Consider the following 14670-nt stretch of genomic DNA (forward strand, 5'->3'; position numbering starts at 1 on the left):
GCGATTCAATGGGGCTGGTCGGGGTGTTGATGCAACTGTGGCATGGTGGACATCAAATCATTGACATTGATTTGCTGGCCGCAGGTTTCGCATCGCGGGTGTTGCTGTACCCAAGATTCCAAACGCTTGACCGCTGCGTCTTTCAGCGTTTGGGCTGCTTGAAGCTTCTCTTTTTGCGCGGCGACTGCGGCTTCGGCGGCAACCAGACGTGATCGGGTTTGCGACAACAGCGATGCATCCCGAGCGACAGGCACCGCATCCAAACGGTTCAACGAATCGACGATTTGAGCGAATCGTCGTCGGTCGGTTTGCAATCGACCCAGGGTCGCAATCAATCGAACCAGCGGTTTGGTTTCGATGGTCGCCGGCGGTGAAACCAACGCAGCCAATGATCGGTGGACGGCGTTCAGGCGGACGCATCGCGTTTGTAGACGCTCCAATTCAGCGACCATCGATTGGCATCGTTGGGCCGGCCGCATGTCCGGCGGAGGTTTTAGGCCGGAAAGCGAGCGGTCCAGGCGTTCACACTGTGAACGCCGTTGAGTGACCGAAAGAATGCCACGTATGCTCTGCGTGATCGGCCTGACGTCGCGAACCGTTGGTGGTTCGGCCAACGTGCGCAAAGCTTTACGGACCGATTGTGCCCGATTGCGGGTGGATTCGGCACGCTGCATTCGCTGCAGTGTCAAACGCAGCGATTGGGCTCGGTTGAAGCTGCTGGCAAGCGTCTCGGCACGATGGGGACTGGTATCCAGTCGTTGCAGCACGGATTGTTGGCTGATCAGTTCACGACAACGTTCCTGAGTTCGGCTGAGTTGTCTTAACAACTGTTGTATTCGCTCGATTCGCTTTGCTTGATCCTGAACGGCGTTGCCTTTTGCTTCCGCCGCATCCAAACGCTGTGACAGGTCATCCAACGGTTGATAGGCCGCCAAACGCTGATCCACCTGTGTCAGGTCCTGGGTCAGTCGCCTGTGTTCTGACTTCACTTCGCGGTGTCGATTCCGGTGCCGGTTCTGCATCGCTATCAGCAACGCGGCATCGGATGACGAAGCGAAAAAAGTGGCCGCACGGTTGCCCGATTCGTTCAGCAGAAAGACGGGAGATTTCTGTTCGCCGAAATGAATGTCGTATTCGGCTTTTCCATTGTCTCCACTGACCTTTGCCAGTCGAAGAACATCGTGCAGTGATTCGGGCGTTGCTTGACCGACGCGACCGATGTCTTTCCCGTTGATGGTGTAACTGACACCGGAACGCCGTCGCCAAGTGACGTTTTGTCCGTCATCAGTTTCAACGGTGACGCTGGATTCCTTAGCGCCATGACGGGTCACATGAGTCGTCCGACCGTTGCTGGCCAGCACCTGCAATGCCGCAACGATCGCCGATTTTCCGCAATTGTTTGGTCCCGTCAGCACAGTCAAACCATCGGCCAACTCGATCTCGGTCGACCGGTGAGACATGAAATTCTTAAGCTTGATTTTTCGAATCATGCCATTGGTTTTACCCGATCGTTCGGGATCAATCATCGGCGTCTGCGGCGTCTTTGATGACAAACTTGGCACGCAAGCGAGCCACTTCCGTGGCCAAGCCCGCTTTGGAAACGCTACGCAACACTTCGTTGAAATCTTTGTAGACCGCGGGCGCCTCATCCCGCGGATAGCGACGACAATTGGTCAGGATGTCGGCGTCGGTGAACGACTGGTCAATCGATTCTTGGTTCAATTCGCGAAACGCGCGTCGTCGGCCCAGCACGCGTCCTGCGCCATGATTGACGCTGTAGCAGCTGTCTTTCGCACCGGCTGCGGCGACCATCACGCTGGATCCCGCCTGCGGATTGCCGGGCAACAGAATCGGGTGACCCGTTTGGGCGAAGGGTGTCCGCGACAGCGCGGGGTGGCCGCCGGGAAACGCGCGTGTGGCACCTTTTCGGTGAACCCAACATGTCTGTTGGTTGACCGTTTCTTGCCGCGCGATGTTGTGGCTGATGAAGTACACCAGGTGACCACGCGTGCCAGGAATGACCTCTTGGAACGCTTCCAAGACCAATGCGTTGATCAACAAGTGATTGACGGTTGCAAAATTGGCGCCCAGTGCCATGTCATCCAAGTAACGATCGGCTTCGACACTGCCCAACGGGGCATAAACCAGTTGTTTGTCGCTACCCGGATAGGGAATCCCCCAATGGTCAAATTTTTGTTCCAAGGTCTGGAACTGATGCGAAGCCAAACGGTGTCCGATCCCGCGGGATCCGCAGTGCGATAGGAACGCTACGTGGCCATCGATTAACCCAAAGACTTTGGCGGTCGCTTTGGCACCTTCATCGTCCACGATCTGGACGACCTCGCATTCACCGAAATGGTTGCCGCCGCCATACGAACCGAGTTGCTGGACTTTGTCGCGAAACTTTTTGAACCCGCGTCGCTGGCGAAGTTCGTACAAACGCGACTTTAACGCATCGATTGTTTCGTCGTGTCCGCGATGGTACGCGTCTTCGCATCGGTCGGCCCAGTCGATCGGGATTCCCAGTCGCGACAACACGTCGGGCGATCCGCCGTCGGTCATTGCCGCACTGCCAATCTTTTCATCGATTCGTCGGGCTTTGGGGACGTCGCGGGAACCTTTTCCCATGCCGGTGGGAATTCGGCGACACACGGCATCGATCAATGCCCTGCGTGTCGATTTGTCTTGAACCGCATCCGCGGGCAGGTCCGTCTGCAGCAGGCTCATCGAACACTTGATGTCGAAACCGACGGGACCGGGATAGACGTGCGTGGGCGACGCCAGCACGCATCCGATTGGTGCACCGTACCCACAGTGTGCGTCTGGATTCAGCACCAGTTCGGTTACGCCCGGGGCGCAGCGGGAGTTGATGGCCTGTTGTAGGCAAAGGTCGTCGAACGTGTTGCGGATCGCTTCGGTACCAAACACCTTGACCGGGGAATGATGGTCACCGGCGGGCAGGATTGCGGTCGCCTCGCCGGTGGGAATCATGCTGGTTGTCATGGCTGGGTCCGCGCAGGAGTGCGACAAGTGGGTGGTCCCGATTCACGAAATGTAAATTCGAATTTTAGCCAACAGAGGCGATCGGGCCGATTTAGGTTCGCGGTTGTTTAGGACGCGGGATCGACGGTACGCAAGTCATCTTGTCCGGTGCGAAAGCTTGACGCTGGAAATTCACATGGCCGCGTTGGACGCAGTTAACGGCGATCGGCCACAACCACCGACGACAGCGTGGCGTTACGATTCGACCCATCGAGGCACTGACCGAACCACAGAGAACGTCGTGGGAATTGTGTGCGGCCGGTTGACGATTGTTTGCACCGGAGCGGCGTGCCCGAGTGAATCTGCGGATCAGGTGTCGCCCGGTTCGCTTTCCTGCGTCGGTGGCACCGAAGATTCCGGTAGTTTTTGAATTTTGGGGCGACGACGACGACGGGTCTTTTCAGGCACCATTCCCCGCATCGCTTCCATTTTCCCGAAGCACAGCAAGCGATCATTGGGCTCCAGCGTCCGCTTCAATCGTGGATTGGGAATCACGGTGGTTCCCCGATAAAGCGTCAGCACGTTGATGTCCAACTCGGGCAAGCCCGAACTGTCGATGGACTTTCCGACCAATTCACTGCCTTCGCGAATAAGGATCTCCGTGACCCCGTACCCGCGACTGACCGTCAGTCGTTGACGCAGATCCAGTTCGGGAAAGTCAACTTGGGCGGCCATGTACTCGATGATGGCACCGGCAATGTCTAGCTGAGTGCACGTTTCGATGCCCTCCAATCCAGGTGACGAATTCACTTCCATCACCTGGGGACCATTCGCACCTTCCAGCATGTCAACGCCGGCGACACGCAGCCCCATGATTTGGGCACATCGCACGGCGGTTTCGGCATAGTCGGCGGGCAGTTCGACCATTTCCGTGGTGCCGCCCCGGTGCACATTGCTGCGAAACTCATTGCCTTGGGCTTTGCGTCGCATCGCAGCCACCACGCGGTCGCCGATCACGAATGCACGAATATCGCGACCACGACTTTCACCGATGAACTGCTGCACCAAAACGTTCTGTTGGGTGCTCTGCAGCGTTTCGATGATCGCCTCGGCCACTTTGACGGATTCGGCCAGGATCACGCCGACGCCCTGAGTGCCTTCCAGCAACTTGATGATCACCGGTGCGCCGCCGACCCGATCGATCGCCGGCAGAATGTCTTTTCGATCGCGAACGAAGGTCGTCTGCGGAATGCCGATTTGATGTCGGCTAAGGATTTGAAGGCTGCGTAGCTTGTCGCGTGAATTGACGATCCCGGTGGATGTATTGGCGGTGAACACGTCCATCTGTTCGAACTGGCGAACGACCGCAGTTCCAAAGTAGGTGATTGACGCGCCGATCCGAGGCAACACGGCGTCATAGTCGCTAAGCGGCTTGCTGCGATAGTACAGGTCGGGATCACCCTGTTGCAGATCGATCGCGAATTTCAACGTGTTCAAGACGCGTGTCTTGTAACCGCGTTGCTGGGATGCTTCCAAGAGTCGCCGGGTGCTGTAACAGTTGGGACTGCATGACAGGATGGCCAGTTTCATCAGTATCCGAAGGGTGGGCGTCGTGTGATTGCGAAAGAACGGCGATAGAAAGGTGCAGTGTTGATGTCCTTGGTGTCGGCTGGTGGGGCCGGAACGAAGGGGGCTGCGGAGCCGCAAGGAAGGACTTAGCTAGATGGGCGTCGCGTGGACGGGCCCTTGGCGGTGCTGCGACGCAATCGCCCGCCCAGAAATGATTGGTTTGAATCCACCAAAAATCTGCCCCGTAGGGCTTCGCGTCCGACCAGCATGCGAAAACCCATCGCGTCGCGATTGGCAAGTGTTAGGTCGACCGGAAACTCTTCCCCCATCAACCTTAATGCCGTACGGATCACGATTCGCTCGCTGGCTTCGCCATTGCTACTGCGAATCATTCGGTGTTCCAAGATGGGGGCGGTGGCAACGATCGGTTGGGTATCGCGATGTTGATGCGGATGAATCGCAAACCGGACGAACTCCTTGCCTTGATCGCGAAACGTTTCCAAATCAAACGCGTGGAGCGCACTGCTGCGTGCTCCCGTGTCGATCTTGACCTTGATTCGTGGAACGTTCAGCTCCGGAAGACTAGCCCATTCGCGCCAGCCACAAACGAATAAAGGCGTGGTGCAGGCGGGATCTGTCGTGGGAGGCTGGTCTGGTGAATCGGTCGTCATGGCACGCGGGCTCCTGGCGTGTTGAACGGGCGAAACCCATCATCGTGGAATCAGCGATATCGATGGGGCAGCCTCAAGGGAGACGGGCCGAATGGATGGCAAACGGGTGGGGCGACCGTCGGTCCGATCCGACGGTCCGGGTGCGACACTTTGGCGGACGAACAAGTTCGACATCGCCATGGGCACACAGACGGGCGAACCCGAACCATTGTCGGAAACCGTCGCCAGAAATGCCACCAGGCTAACGCTGGTGCGTATCCAAAAAAGGACCGCGCCAACTGGGGCCCAACACAGAGTCATCGGGCGTGATGCCCGCTTCGACGTGCCCACGGTGATTCACCCAAGGATCATCGACCACGGTTTCAAAGGATCCCACCGTTACAAACCGGACGTGCCCGTCTTCATAAAGAACATTCAGCCCGCGACCACCGTGTCCCCACAATTCCGTCGGGCCACCATTGCCCCAACGCCCGGCCAGCGGAGCGTCGGACATGATGGCAAAACCGGCGCGATGTTCGTAACGCGGTGGGCGCAGATGCCCGCCATCACGGACCCCCAAGATGTAGGCGTAATTTCCGCCGGTGATCTGCTGCAAGCGACGCAACCGATCGACCGACGCGGCGTGCAAGTCTTCCAGGCGGGGAATGTCTTGCAGAAAAGATGCCATCGATGCGACGGGGATCGTTGGCGACTCCGGTGAGATGCCAACACCCTGCACGACCTGTGACGATGCGTCGGCGATGTCCTGATCCGACGTCAGCAACGGAAGATCGAACGAAGGGCACCAACGCACCGAACCATCATCCAACAGACCGGCTTCGTTCAATCGGACCGCGAAGACACCCGCATGTGCCTCCGGGCCGGTTTCATGGACGGCGGGCAAGCGATTCTGTTCCTGACGCGATACGAATTGCGTGATCGCCATGCCCAGTGATCGCAGTTGATTCTGACAGGCGACCTTGCGGGCTTCGAATCGACCGTTGGCGACCGCCGGCAATATCAAGGCAAGCACGACCGCCGCCGACATGGATGCAGCGAACCAGTCCTGCCACCGCCAACCGCCGCTGGCGATTCGCTCTTCAGTCGGGCTTAGACGAACCGTTCCGGCTTTGTTCGAGCTTCCCGCTTCGTCGCCCAGGCCCGTGTTTGCCGCGTCGGCAAACAGATTCTCGGCGAGCGGTGAATCGACTGACTCCGCATGCGGATCAGCCGCGCCCATCGGTGGCAGGGCGTCCAGTGTTCGGGCGACCAAGTCGATCGGCGGGGGTTCGACGGCATCGAATCCGTCTTCCAGTGGACGCAGCGACGCTTCGATCCGTCGCAATTCGTCCCGCAATTCTGGGTCGGACTGTAGCATCCGCTCGACCCGATCCATTTCGTCGGGGTCAAGGGCACCAAGCAGATATCCAAGAAGGTCTTCGCTCATAACAGTCAGCCGCTGGGATCCGAGAACTTACCGTCCTCAAGCACCTATCATCGAAAACGCCTTGAGAAAACCGGCAATCGAGGACTCATGATCCTCATCCCAGTGAACCACTACGCGCCGCCCAGTGGCATAGTTCATTCAGAAGCAATTTCATGCCGATTCCCTGCCATTGGAATCCTTGAAATTTGCAACCTCGAGGCACCGGGAGTTCGCCGCTGGCTGCGCCGCCTGCCAAAGCCCTGCCAAGAACGTCCAGACTTGGCTATTCCGCTGCTTCCAGCGATTGTTCGTGCGACTCGTTCCAGATCAGTCCCAGGCGATTGACCGCGGCGTGAATTCGGCTTTTGACCGTGCCGACGGGAATGCCAAGGATTTCAGCGGCTTCGCGATATTTCAGCCCCTGGTAGTACACCAGCTGAATGACTTGTTGCATCGGCGTTCCCAAGGACTGCACCGCTTCGTGTACCCAACGGCCGTTCTCTTCACGCGATGCCGCGGCCAGCGGATCCGTCAGCCCGCCGACCAATTTTTCCGACCAGGTTCCCGGTCGGCTGTCGTCATCGTCACCGATGGGGCGGTCCAGGCTGACCATTCGGTGTCGCTTATTTCGCCGCTGGACGTCGATCGCCTGGTTCGTCGCGATGGCGTACAGCCAAGGCCGAAAACGACGGGACGAGTCAAACTGTTCACATTTCAGGTGCACCTGCAAAAAGGTGCCCTGGAACGCGTCTTCGGCCATTTCCGCGTTGCCGATGTAGCGACGCAGGTAGCTGTAGATCTCCCGCTCGTAGCGGCGGATCAGCGTTTCAAACAGCGTGCGATCACCGGTCTGGCGGTATCGTGCGATCAGAGCCTCATCGGAGACTCGGTCATCGGCCAAATTGCGGGCGGATTCGTCGGTCATGGTGGGGTTCTTGACACTTCGGCAGGGAAATCGGTTCGGATATCTTCGGTGTCCGGACGCTAATGTCAAACGCGGATCAGAGCGTTGCATTCCGCACGCCGCCAACCACGCCCAAACGGACCCGACCGCCGCCCCCACGCAACCAATCCACTCGTGAACCGACGGCCTGTCCCCCAGGCGGGGTGTTGGGCCGGTCGGCCAGTGGTGTCAATGGCTGCCATTGCGCAGTTGGTCGATCTGCAAGGGGGGCGGAGTCACCGCTATTGTTGGCTTGGACCCCGACAAAGTCAAAGCAGATTCGACGCACACTGACGAATTGACAGACGTCGCGGGCGGCACACCCGAAAGAGGCAAGCGGTGTGCCATCAAGGGCCCCAACATTCCGATTGGTGGCACCTTTGGGGGATTCACCCAGGCCGCGCTGCGTTCGGTTTGTCGCACCAGCCATCGGTTTTGGCCGGCCAAGACCGCTCGGAAGGCTGCTGACGGTATACAAGACGATGACACCGGAAAGATCCTTGTCGATTGAAAAACGTCCAACTGCCCAGGCGAGTCCAAACCCCGAGCGGAAAGAACTAGCAAGCGGCCCGGTCCGATAACTGCGGTCACGGATAATAGCCGCGAAGATCGTTCGACCGGATCAGCATTTTCCCGCCCAACCCCCGCTGCCCCTTCGCATCCGCGAGCCACCGAATGGTGATGCCTCACGTGCGACCACCCCGCCCCCAGCAAACCCGGAAACTGCGATGCCCTGCAGACCCCACGTCCGTCGTGTCTTTCGTCACCAGACTCGCCCACGTTTTTCAGCCAGTCTTTTCGTGTCGTTGTTGGTCGCCGTTGCGTCCAGCGGATCGCCGACACTTTCGGCGGACGATCCCGATGTGGAACAAGTGGTGCTGGATCTGAGACATGCCGACGTCGAGAAGTTCGAGGCCAAGGCCTTCGTTCTGGACGCCAACGATGTGGTCGATCAGATGGTCGCGGCACGATTCGAAGTCGACGCACCATGGCCCGGCATCACCATCGAAGCCGATCAATTGTGGGGACACGTCGATGGAGCCTGTGATTGGTCGGGCTTTCAACAAGTTCAACTGGATCTGGTCAACGAAAGTGAACATCCGGCATCGATCCAGTTGCGAATCGACAGTGGACCGGACGACAACATCGTCAGTGTTACCCATTCATTGGATTTGGCATCACGTGCCACTGGCACGCTAGTCTTTCCGCTGAAGCGTCAAGCCCCTGAGCACTTGCAGGGCAAACTGTTTGGCATGCGGGCCGCTCCCGCAATGATCGCCGACAAGGCGGCGAATCATGTCGATCAAATTCGAAAACTGATTCTGTTCATGAATCATCCCGATCAGCCGACCAGCGTTCGAATCGGAACGTGGCGTCTGGTCGGTCGCTATCACGAAAATCAATGGTGGGATCCGAACAAGAATCCGTTCCCCATGATCGATGCATTGGGGCAATACGTGCATCGTGACTGGCCGGGCAAACTGCGATCCGAATCGGATTTGTTGGAGCGTCGCCGAACCGAACAGATTGAATTGGGACAACACCCCGGTCCGGATAACTGGAATCGTTTTGGTGGCTTCGCGACCGGACCGCAGTTGAAGGCGACCGGACGCTTTCGCGTTGAAAAATTCCAAAACCGCTGGTGGTTGGTCGACCCTTTGGGCAAGCTGTTTTGGTCCAACGGGATCGATTGTGTTCACGGCGGTAACGCCACCACACCGATCGATGACCGCGAGTTTTATTTTGCGGATCTTCCCGAACCAGAGTCACCGCTTGCACAGTTCTATTCGTCGGCCAGTTGGGCACCCCACGGGTATTATCAGGACAAAGGGCGTTATCGAACGTTCAACTTCACCGCCGCGAATTTACATCGCAAATACGGATCGGATTGGAAGAAGACGTTCGCGGCGATCACCCATCAACGTTTGCGCAGTTGGGGGATCAACACGATCGCCAATTGGTCCGATGCCGATATCTATCGCCGGAAACAAACGCCTTACGTTGTGACCGTGACGTCCGGTGACGCACGGATCCAAGGAAGCGATGGTTATTGGGGTAAGTTTCCCGATCCCTTTGATCCGCGGTTCGCACAGCAAACGCTGAAGCATGTCCAATCCAAACAGAACGACATCCGGTCAGAATGGTGCATCGGCGTTTTCGTGGATAACGAATTGGCTTGGGGCGACGAAACGTCGTTGGCGATCGCGACGGTAATGTCACCGTCGGACCAACCGGCCAAAGAAGCCTTTCGTGACGACTTAGTCGCTAAATATGAAAGCGTCGATAAGCTGAACGCCGCTTGGCAAAGTGACTATGCGTCTTGGCAAGATTGGATGCGGCGAACCGACAAGCCGTCAGAGACGCATGCCGAAGCCGACCTGAAGGCTTTCTATTCGCGGATCGCAGAACAGTATTTTGATGTCTGTCGGGACGCCGTAAAAACGACCAGCCCATCGACCCTGTATTTGGGCTGTCGGTTCGCATGGTCCAACGATCGTGCCGTCACCGCTGCAGCAATCTCCTGTGATGTCATCGGTTTCAATCGATACGCCTACTCCGTGGCCGACGATTCTTTGCCCCAAGGCGTGGATCGGCCGGCGATCATCGGCGAATTTCATTTCGGGGCGCTGGACCGTGGACTGTTCCACACCGGTTTGCGAGCGACTGAGAATCAAGACGCTCGCGCGAGGGCCTATCAAGATTATTTGACCGGAGCGTTGCGGCATCCGAATTACGTGGGGGCCCACTGGTTCCAGTACGGAGACCAAGCTGCAACGGGACGTGGGGACGGCGAAAACTATCAAATCGGTTTTCTGGATGTGTGCGATTCGCCCTACCCCGAGATGGTCGAAGCGTCTCGCCAATTGAGCTCCCAAATGTATTCGCTGCGTTTGGATCCTTGATCGGGGTCGCGGCCCTCGTGATGGCCAGGGGCGTGTTGCTGATCCGTCCGATACGCGTGGTCGGGTGCCGGTGGACTGGGCGGCCTGCCGATTCGTGCCCCGATCACTTTGGCAGGGGGATTGATGCAGGTGGTCCCCGCCTGGAGTCCGTTCCGGTCTGCCGTTAAAACCTTGCGTGTGAAGGCGGGCAGACAATCCGAACGAGAGGCCACCCAATATCGTGAATCTGCTGGACCAGCCCGCGGACGCCTTGGCGTCGAACGGATCAATGAAATACCGGTGGGCTCAGCCCGGCGATGTGAACGCGTTCTTTGGCCTGATGCTGGACAACTTGGCCGGCCTGTTGTTGATGGTCGGGTTGTTAAGCGGCGGGTTCGGGTTCCCGGTGGATTTCGCCGTCGGAGCCATGGTGCCCGGCACCGCTCTGGGAGTGTTGATCGGTGACTTGGCGTTCTTTTGGTTGGCGTTCCGCTTGGCAAAGCGGACGGGCAATCCCGATGTCACGGCGATGCCCCTGGGCCTGGACACACCGTCGACGTTCGGAATGGTGCTGTTCATTTTGGGCCCATCGTTCACCGATGGGGTGAATAATCTAGGGCTTGCACCGGAGCAGGCGGCGCTGCGGACGTGGCACATTGGCATCTGGTGCATCGTCATCAGCGGAATATTGAAGCTGGCGCTTTCGCCGACCGGTGAATGGGTTCGTCGGGTCGTGCCTCGTGCAGGTCTGCTCGGTTCCCTGGCCGCCATTGCACTGGCCATCATCAGCTTTTTTCCGTTGGTCGAAATTCTGGGGCATCCGCTGCCGGGAATGATTGCACTGGTCATCGTATTGATGACCTTGATCGGTCGGTTGCCCGTCCCGGGACGCGTCCCGGGGACGTTGGCCGCGTTGATTGTTGCCGGGGGTATGTATTACCTGATGTGCGCGATTGGGGTGGATGGATATGAATTTCCGAAAGCCATGACGGTGACTTGGATGCCCACCGCTTGGCTGGACAGCTATTCCTTTGGCTGGGTATCGCGTTTTACCGATGCCCTGCCCTATGTGCCGATCGCACTGCCATTTGCTTTGGCGACCGTGGTTGGCGGGATTGATTGCACCGAATCGGCCGCGGCCGCCGGTGACAAGTTTGACACACGCACGGTGCTGGGCATCGAAGCGGTGGCGACCTTGGCGGCCGGATTTTCCGGTGGTGTGATCCAAACAACGCCGTATATCGGGCACCCCGCGTATAAGGCCATGGGGGGCCGCGCTGCTTACACGTTGGCGACCGCGCTGGTGATCGGCTCGGCGGGCATGATTGGTTACTTTGCCTTTTTGAATGCCTGGATCCCCAAGCCTGCGGTGTATCCGATCTTGGTGTTCATCGGATTGGAGATCACGGCGCAAAGCTTTTTGGCCACACCAAAGCGTCACTTTCCAGCCGTCGCTTTTGCGTGTGTGCCCGCCTTGGCTTTTTTGGCGGGAAGCCTGCCGGGACAGATCTTCGGCGATGCTGCGACTTTGGAAGCCGGCTTGGGGCCTCAGACACTGGACCCACTGCTGGGAAAGAATCTGCAGGTGGTGACGATGCTGAGCAGCGGATTCATTCTGACCAGTCTGTTGTGGGCATGGATGCTGGCCGCCGGAATCGATCGCAAACTGAAAGTCGCCGCTGCGGTGATGGCGTTGTGCGGGACACTCACGTTATTTGGATTGATGCATTCCCCGTTACCCGGCAGTCAGTTGTTCGTTCCCTTCGGACCGGAATCGTGGGGCGAATTGGTTTTGGCACCTCAGTATCGCAGCACGATCTACGAATTCGTTGCTGGTTACTTTGTGGCCGCCGGCATGCTGTGGGGCTGGTCCTTGATGCCCACCCGCGGCGACGACATCGATTCGATCGAACACGCTTAGCGGATAGCTTATTTCATCGCAGACGTGGTCTTCGCGGCTGTCTTGTTTGCGGGCGGCGGTGATTTGCCGATTTGCAGTGTTTGCAGAGTCCGTGGCTGGTTGCGTACGCGAGTGATGATGACATCGAATTCGGCGGAGGGGATTTGGCGGGCAAAATCATTCGCCGCAGACTGGTTTTCAAACCATGCGAAAACGCCGGGACCCCAGCTGCTTTGTCCCACACCATGTCCGTCCAGTGATTTGGCTCGTTCAATAGTTTTCGCGACGACTGGACCGCGGTACGGTCCGCCTTGGACCTGCGCGAACAATTCACCGCTGTGATAGTTGTAACGGGCCACCGCGCGGGTGAAGCCGTCGAAGTCGCCAGCTTTTGCGTGGGGGACGATTTCTTCACAAAGCCACTGGGTCAACTGTTTGCGTTGTTCCGGTGTCGCGCGATCGATCGTGGCGAACAACTGTTTCTCTTGCCGGCCATGGACAAGCGACGTTTCCGCTTTCGGAATCAAGATGACCACCCGCCAGTGATTCGGTAAGTCGCATCGCGTCGCCAGCGGGCGGAGCACCCGGTCCGATTCGGACGTCGTCAGTTGACTGAAACTTTCAGGTGTTTCTTCGCACAAAAATCCGCCCTGGAAGTAGCCGTGGCAGCCGATCGCCGAACGGTGTCCCCGATCGGCGATTCGAACCAGCCGTTGCGGTTCTGGCGGCGTCCGGCCGGCGGCACAAAACAGGGCTTCACAGACCGCCAACGCCATTTGGGTGCCGCTGCCCAAGCCGCAATGGCGTCGCGGGTGCCGGGAGACATGCAGCCGGCACGATGGGATGCTTGGTGCATCAACGAACTGTTGCCAATGACGGGCCAGTCGATGGACGGAGGTGCTGTCATCGATTCCGGTGACGCCAAACGTACGGTCCGGCGTGATGGTGATTTCGACGCCGCCGTCTTCGATCATCACACCACAACCGCCGAACGGTGCCGCCGTATCAAGCAATCCGAAGTGCAAACGTGCACCGGTCCGAATGACGGTGGTTTGCACCTCGCCTGTTCGGCCGCGTGGCGGCGGATCATTTGGCGTGCTCATGATTCCAACCGCTTCTCGATGAAGTCGGCGATAGCGGCAAAGGCCTGCTGTTCGGTCTTTCCACCGGTCTTCGTCACCGCAATAGCGAATGGTTTCATTTGGTCACGAATGTCTTGGGCGTCCAGTAGATGAATACGGGTCGCCAAGATGCAGGCTTCGATCACCGCATGTTTGGCACGATTGAACCCGAAAAAAGGATCCTGGGTTCCCGATGCAACCATCCGTGTTTGCATTTCATATTTCGGATCGCCACCAGAGATGTCGGTGACGGCCACGGCAAACCAACGATGGCAACGCTTCAGCCGCCAAAATCCCTCTCCATCCGCTGCGGTCACCGGGACGACCAGCGAATCCGCATCAACCGAACCGATCGCGGTCTTTGCGAACAGGCCGACGTCGTCGCAGACATGGATCGTGGCCCGACCGGTTTCCAACAAGTTTGCGCAAGTGGTCGAGCCCACGTACGGACGCAGCACGAAACGCTTCAGCTGTGGACCGTCCACGACCGGGCCCAATGGTGCCAAGTTGATATGACCGTTTTGATCAATCGTGGTGACCAATGATTCCAGAATCATGGTTTTGCCACCGTATCGTGTTTTACGATCGGGGGCCCCGTATCGGCAGACGCCGGCGTTTGATGAAACCGGTCGGCGAGGTTCAGAAAGTTCTTCAGCGTGCGATCGCCTTCCGGGGTCAAAACGGATTCCGGATGAAACTGCAGCCCATGTATGGGATGCGTGCGGTGCGAAATTCCCATCACGATCCCGTCGTCGCTGCGCGCGGTGATGGTCAGTTCGCTGGGAATGGATTCCGGATCCACCGCCAGTGAATGGTAACGGCCGACTCGCATCGGATTGGGGCAGTCAGCGAACAATTGGTTGCCGTGATGTCGGATCAGGCTATCCGATCCGTGCACCGGTCCACAGCGGATGATCGACGCGCCGAACGCCGCACCAATAGCCTGATGCCCCAAGCAAATTCCCAGGATCGGAATGGATGTTCCCAGACGCCGGATGACGTCAACGCTGCAACCCGCATCGGCGGGATCGTGGGGCCCGGGCGAAAGGATGATTGCGTGCGGTTGCAGTCGTCGGCATTCATCCGGGGTGATTTGATCGCTGCGGACGACCGATGTCGGGTGGCCCAGGATTCGAAAGTACCGTGCCAGGTTATGGACAAAGGAATCGTAGTTGTCCAACACCAATAGCATGATTG

At 58.2% G+C, this 14670-nt stretch carries 11 protein-coding genes; 2 read left to right on the forward strand and 9 right to left on the reverse strand.

The features are described 5' to 3' along the window. Positions 1 to 5: 5 nt before the first annotated feature. From HFP54_RS00290 to HFP54_RS00315, 6 genes are all read right to left on the reverse strand, one after another. Positions 6 to 1526 carry an AAA family ATPase gene (locus HFP54_RS00290; protein ID WP_315853819.1) on the reverse strand — a complete coding sequence of 507 codons (1521 nt, stop codon included), beginning with the start codon at positions 1524 to 1526 and terminating at the stop codon, positions 6 to 8. Next, entirely contained in the window at positions 1519 to 3003 is a 1485-nt protein-coding gene (locus HFP54_RS00295) for an RtcB family protein (protein WP_235951160.1), read from the reverse strand. The genes HFP54_RS00290 and HFP54_RS00295 overlap by 8 nt, the downstream gene beginning before the upstream one ends. A 348-nt stretch (positions 3004 to 3351) precedes the next feature. After that, positions 3352 to 4572: a RimK family alpha-L-glutamate ligase gene (locus HFP54_RS00300; RefSeq protein ID WP_146411309.1), complete on the reverse strand. Its 1221-nt coding sequence runs from the start codon at positions 4570 to 4572 to the stop codon at positions 3352 to 3354. Between the two features lie 125 nt (positions 4573 to 4697). Then, positions 4698 to 5222: an ATP-dependent zinc protease family protein gene (locus HFP54_RS00305; protein ID WP_146411312.1), complete on the reverse strand. Its 525-nt coding sequence runs from the start codon at positions 5220 to 5222 to the stop codon at positions 4698 to 4700. 241 nt (positions 5223 to 5463) lie between these two features. Beyond that, on the reverse strand, positions 5464 to 6648 hold the full coding sequence (locus tag HFP54_RS00310; protein WP_168563653.1) for a hypothetical protein: 1185 nt from the start codon (positions 6646 to 6648) through the stop codon (positions 5464 to 5466). 262 nt (positions 6649 to 6910) lie between these two features. Next, positions 6911 to 7552, reverse strand: coding sequence for an RNA polymerase sigma factor (locus HFP54_RS00315; RefSeq protein ID WP_146411318.1), 642 nt, complete (start codon positions 7550 to 7552; stop codon positions 6911 to 6913). Between the two features lie 746 nt (positions 7553 to 8298). Between HFP54_RS00315 and HFP54_RS00320 the strand changes: the two genes are divergently transcribed. After that, on the forward strand, positions 8299 to 10473 hold the full coding sequence (locus HFP54_RS00320) for a beta-agarase (protein ID WP_168563654.1): 2175 nt from the start codon (positions 8299 to 8301) through the stop codon (positions 10471 to 10473). A 268-nt stretch (positions 10474 to 10741) separates the two neighbouring features. Then, positions 10742 to 12373 carry a permease gene (locus HFP54_RS00325; RefSeq protein WP_390656499.1) on the forward strand — a complete coding sequence of 544 codons (1632 nt, stop codon included), beginning with the start codon at positions 10742 to 10744 and terminating at the stop codon, positions 12371 to 12373. Positions 12374 to 12381: 8 nt separating this feature from the next. Here the strand turns inward: HFP54_RS00325 and HFP54_RS00330 are convergent, their stop codons facing one another. From HFP54_RS00330 to HFP54_RS00340, 3 genes are read right to left on the reverse strand one after another with little or no spacing between them, the layout of a single operon-like run. Continuing rightward, positions 12382 to 13455 carry a GHMP family kinase ATP-binding protein gene (locus HFP54_RS00330; RefSeq protein WP_168563655.1) on the reverse strand — a complete coding sequence of 358 codons (1074 nt, stop codon included), beginning with the start codon at positions 13453 to 13455 and terminating at the stop codon, positions 12382 to 12384. Beyond that, positions 13452 to 14030 (reverse strand): DUF447 domain-containing protein, encoded by a 579-nt coding sequence (locus HFP54_RS00335; protein WP_146411327.1) that lies wholly within the window; start codon positions 14028 to 14030, stop codon positions 13452 to 13454. The genes HFP54_RS00330 and HFP54_RS00335 overlap by 4 nt, the downstream gene beginning before the upstream one ends. Then, positions 14027 to 14665, reverse strand: a complete 639-nt coding sequence (locus HFP54_RS00340; protein WP_168563656.1) for an anthranilate synthase component II — start codon at positions 14663 to 14665, stop codon at positions 14027 to 14029. The genes HFP54_RS00335 and HFP54_RS00340 overlap by 4 nt, the downstream gene beginning before the upstream one ends. Positions 14666 to 14670: the final 5 nt, after the last annotated feature.

Source organism: Crateriforma spongiae (assembly GCF_012290005.1).
GTDB lineage: Bacteria > Planctomycetota > Planctomycetia > Pirellulales > Pirellulaceae > Crateriforma > Crateriforma spongiae.

Coding starts and splice junctions, on each gene's coding strand:
- HFP54_RS00325 (WP_390656499.1), top strand. CDS start 10,742: ATGAAATACCGGTGGGCTCAGCCCGGCGATGTGAACGCGTTCTTTGGC.
- HFP54_RS00340 (WP_168563656.1), bottom strand. CDS start 14,665: ATGCTATTGGTGTTGGACAACTACGATTCCTTTGTCCATAACCTGGCA.
- HFP54_RS00330 (WP_168563655.1), bottom strand. CDS start 13,455: ATGAGCACGCCAAATGATCCGCCGCCACGCGGCCGAACAGGCGAGGTG.
- HFP54_RS00315 (WP_146411318.1), bottom strand. CDS start 7,552: ATGACCGACGAATCCGCCCGCAATTTGGCCGATGACCGAGTCTCCGAT.
- HFP54_RS00300 (WP_146411309.1), bottom strand. CDS start 4,572: ATGAAACTGGCCATCCTGTCATGCAGTCCCAACTGTTACAGCACCCGG.
- HFP54_RS00290 (WP_315853819.1), bottom strand. CDS start 1,526: ATGATTGATCCCGAACGATCGGGTAAAACCAATGGCATGATTCGAAAA.
- HFP54_RS00305 (WP_146411312.1), bottom strand. CDS start 5,222: ATGACGACCGATTCACCAGACCAGCCTCCCACGACAGATCCCGCCTGC.
- HFP54_RS00295 (WP_235951160.1), bottom strand. CDS start 3,003: ATGACAACCAGCATGATTCCCACCGGCGAGGCGACCGCAATCCTGCCC.
- HFP54_RS00320 (WP_168563654.1), top strand. CDS start 8,299: ATGCCCTGCAGACCCCACGTCCGTCGTGTCTTTCGTCACCAGACTCGC.
- HFP54_RS00310 (WP_168563653.1), bottom strand. CDS start 6,648: ATGAGCGAAGACCTTCTTGGATATCTGCTTGGTGCCCTTGACCCCGAC.
- HFP54_RS00335 (WP_146411327.1), bottom strand. CDS start 14,030: ATGATTCTGGAATCATTGGTCACCACGATTGATCAAAACGGTCATATC.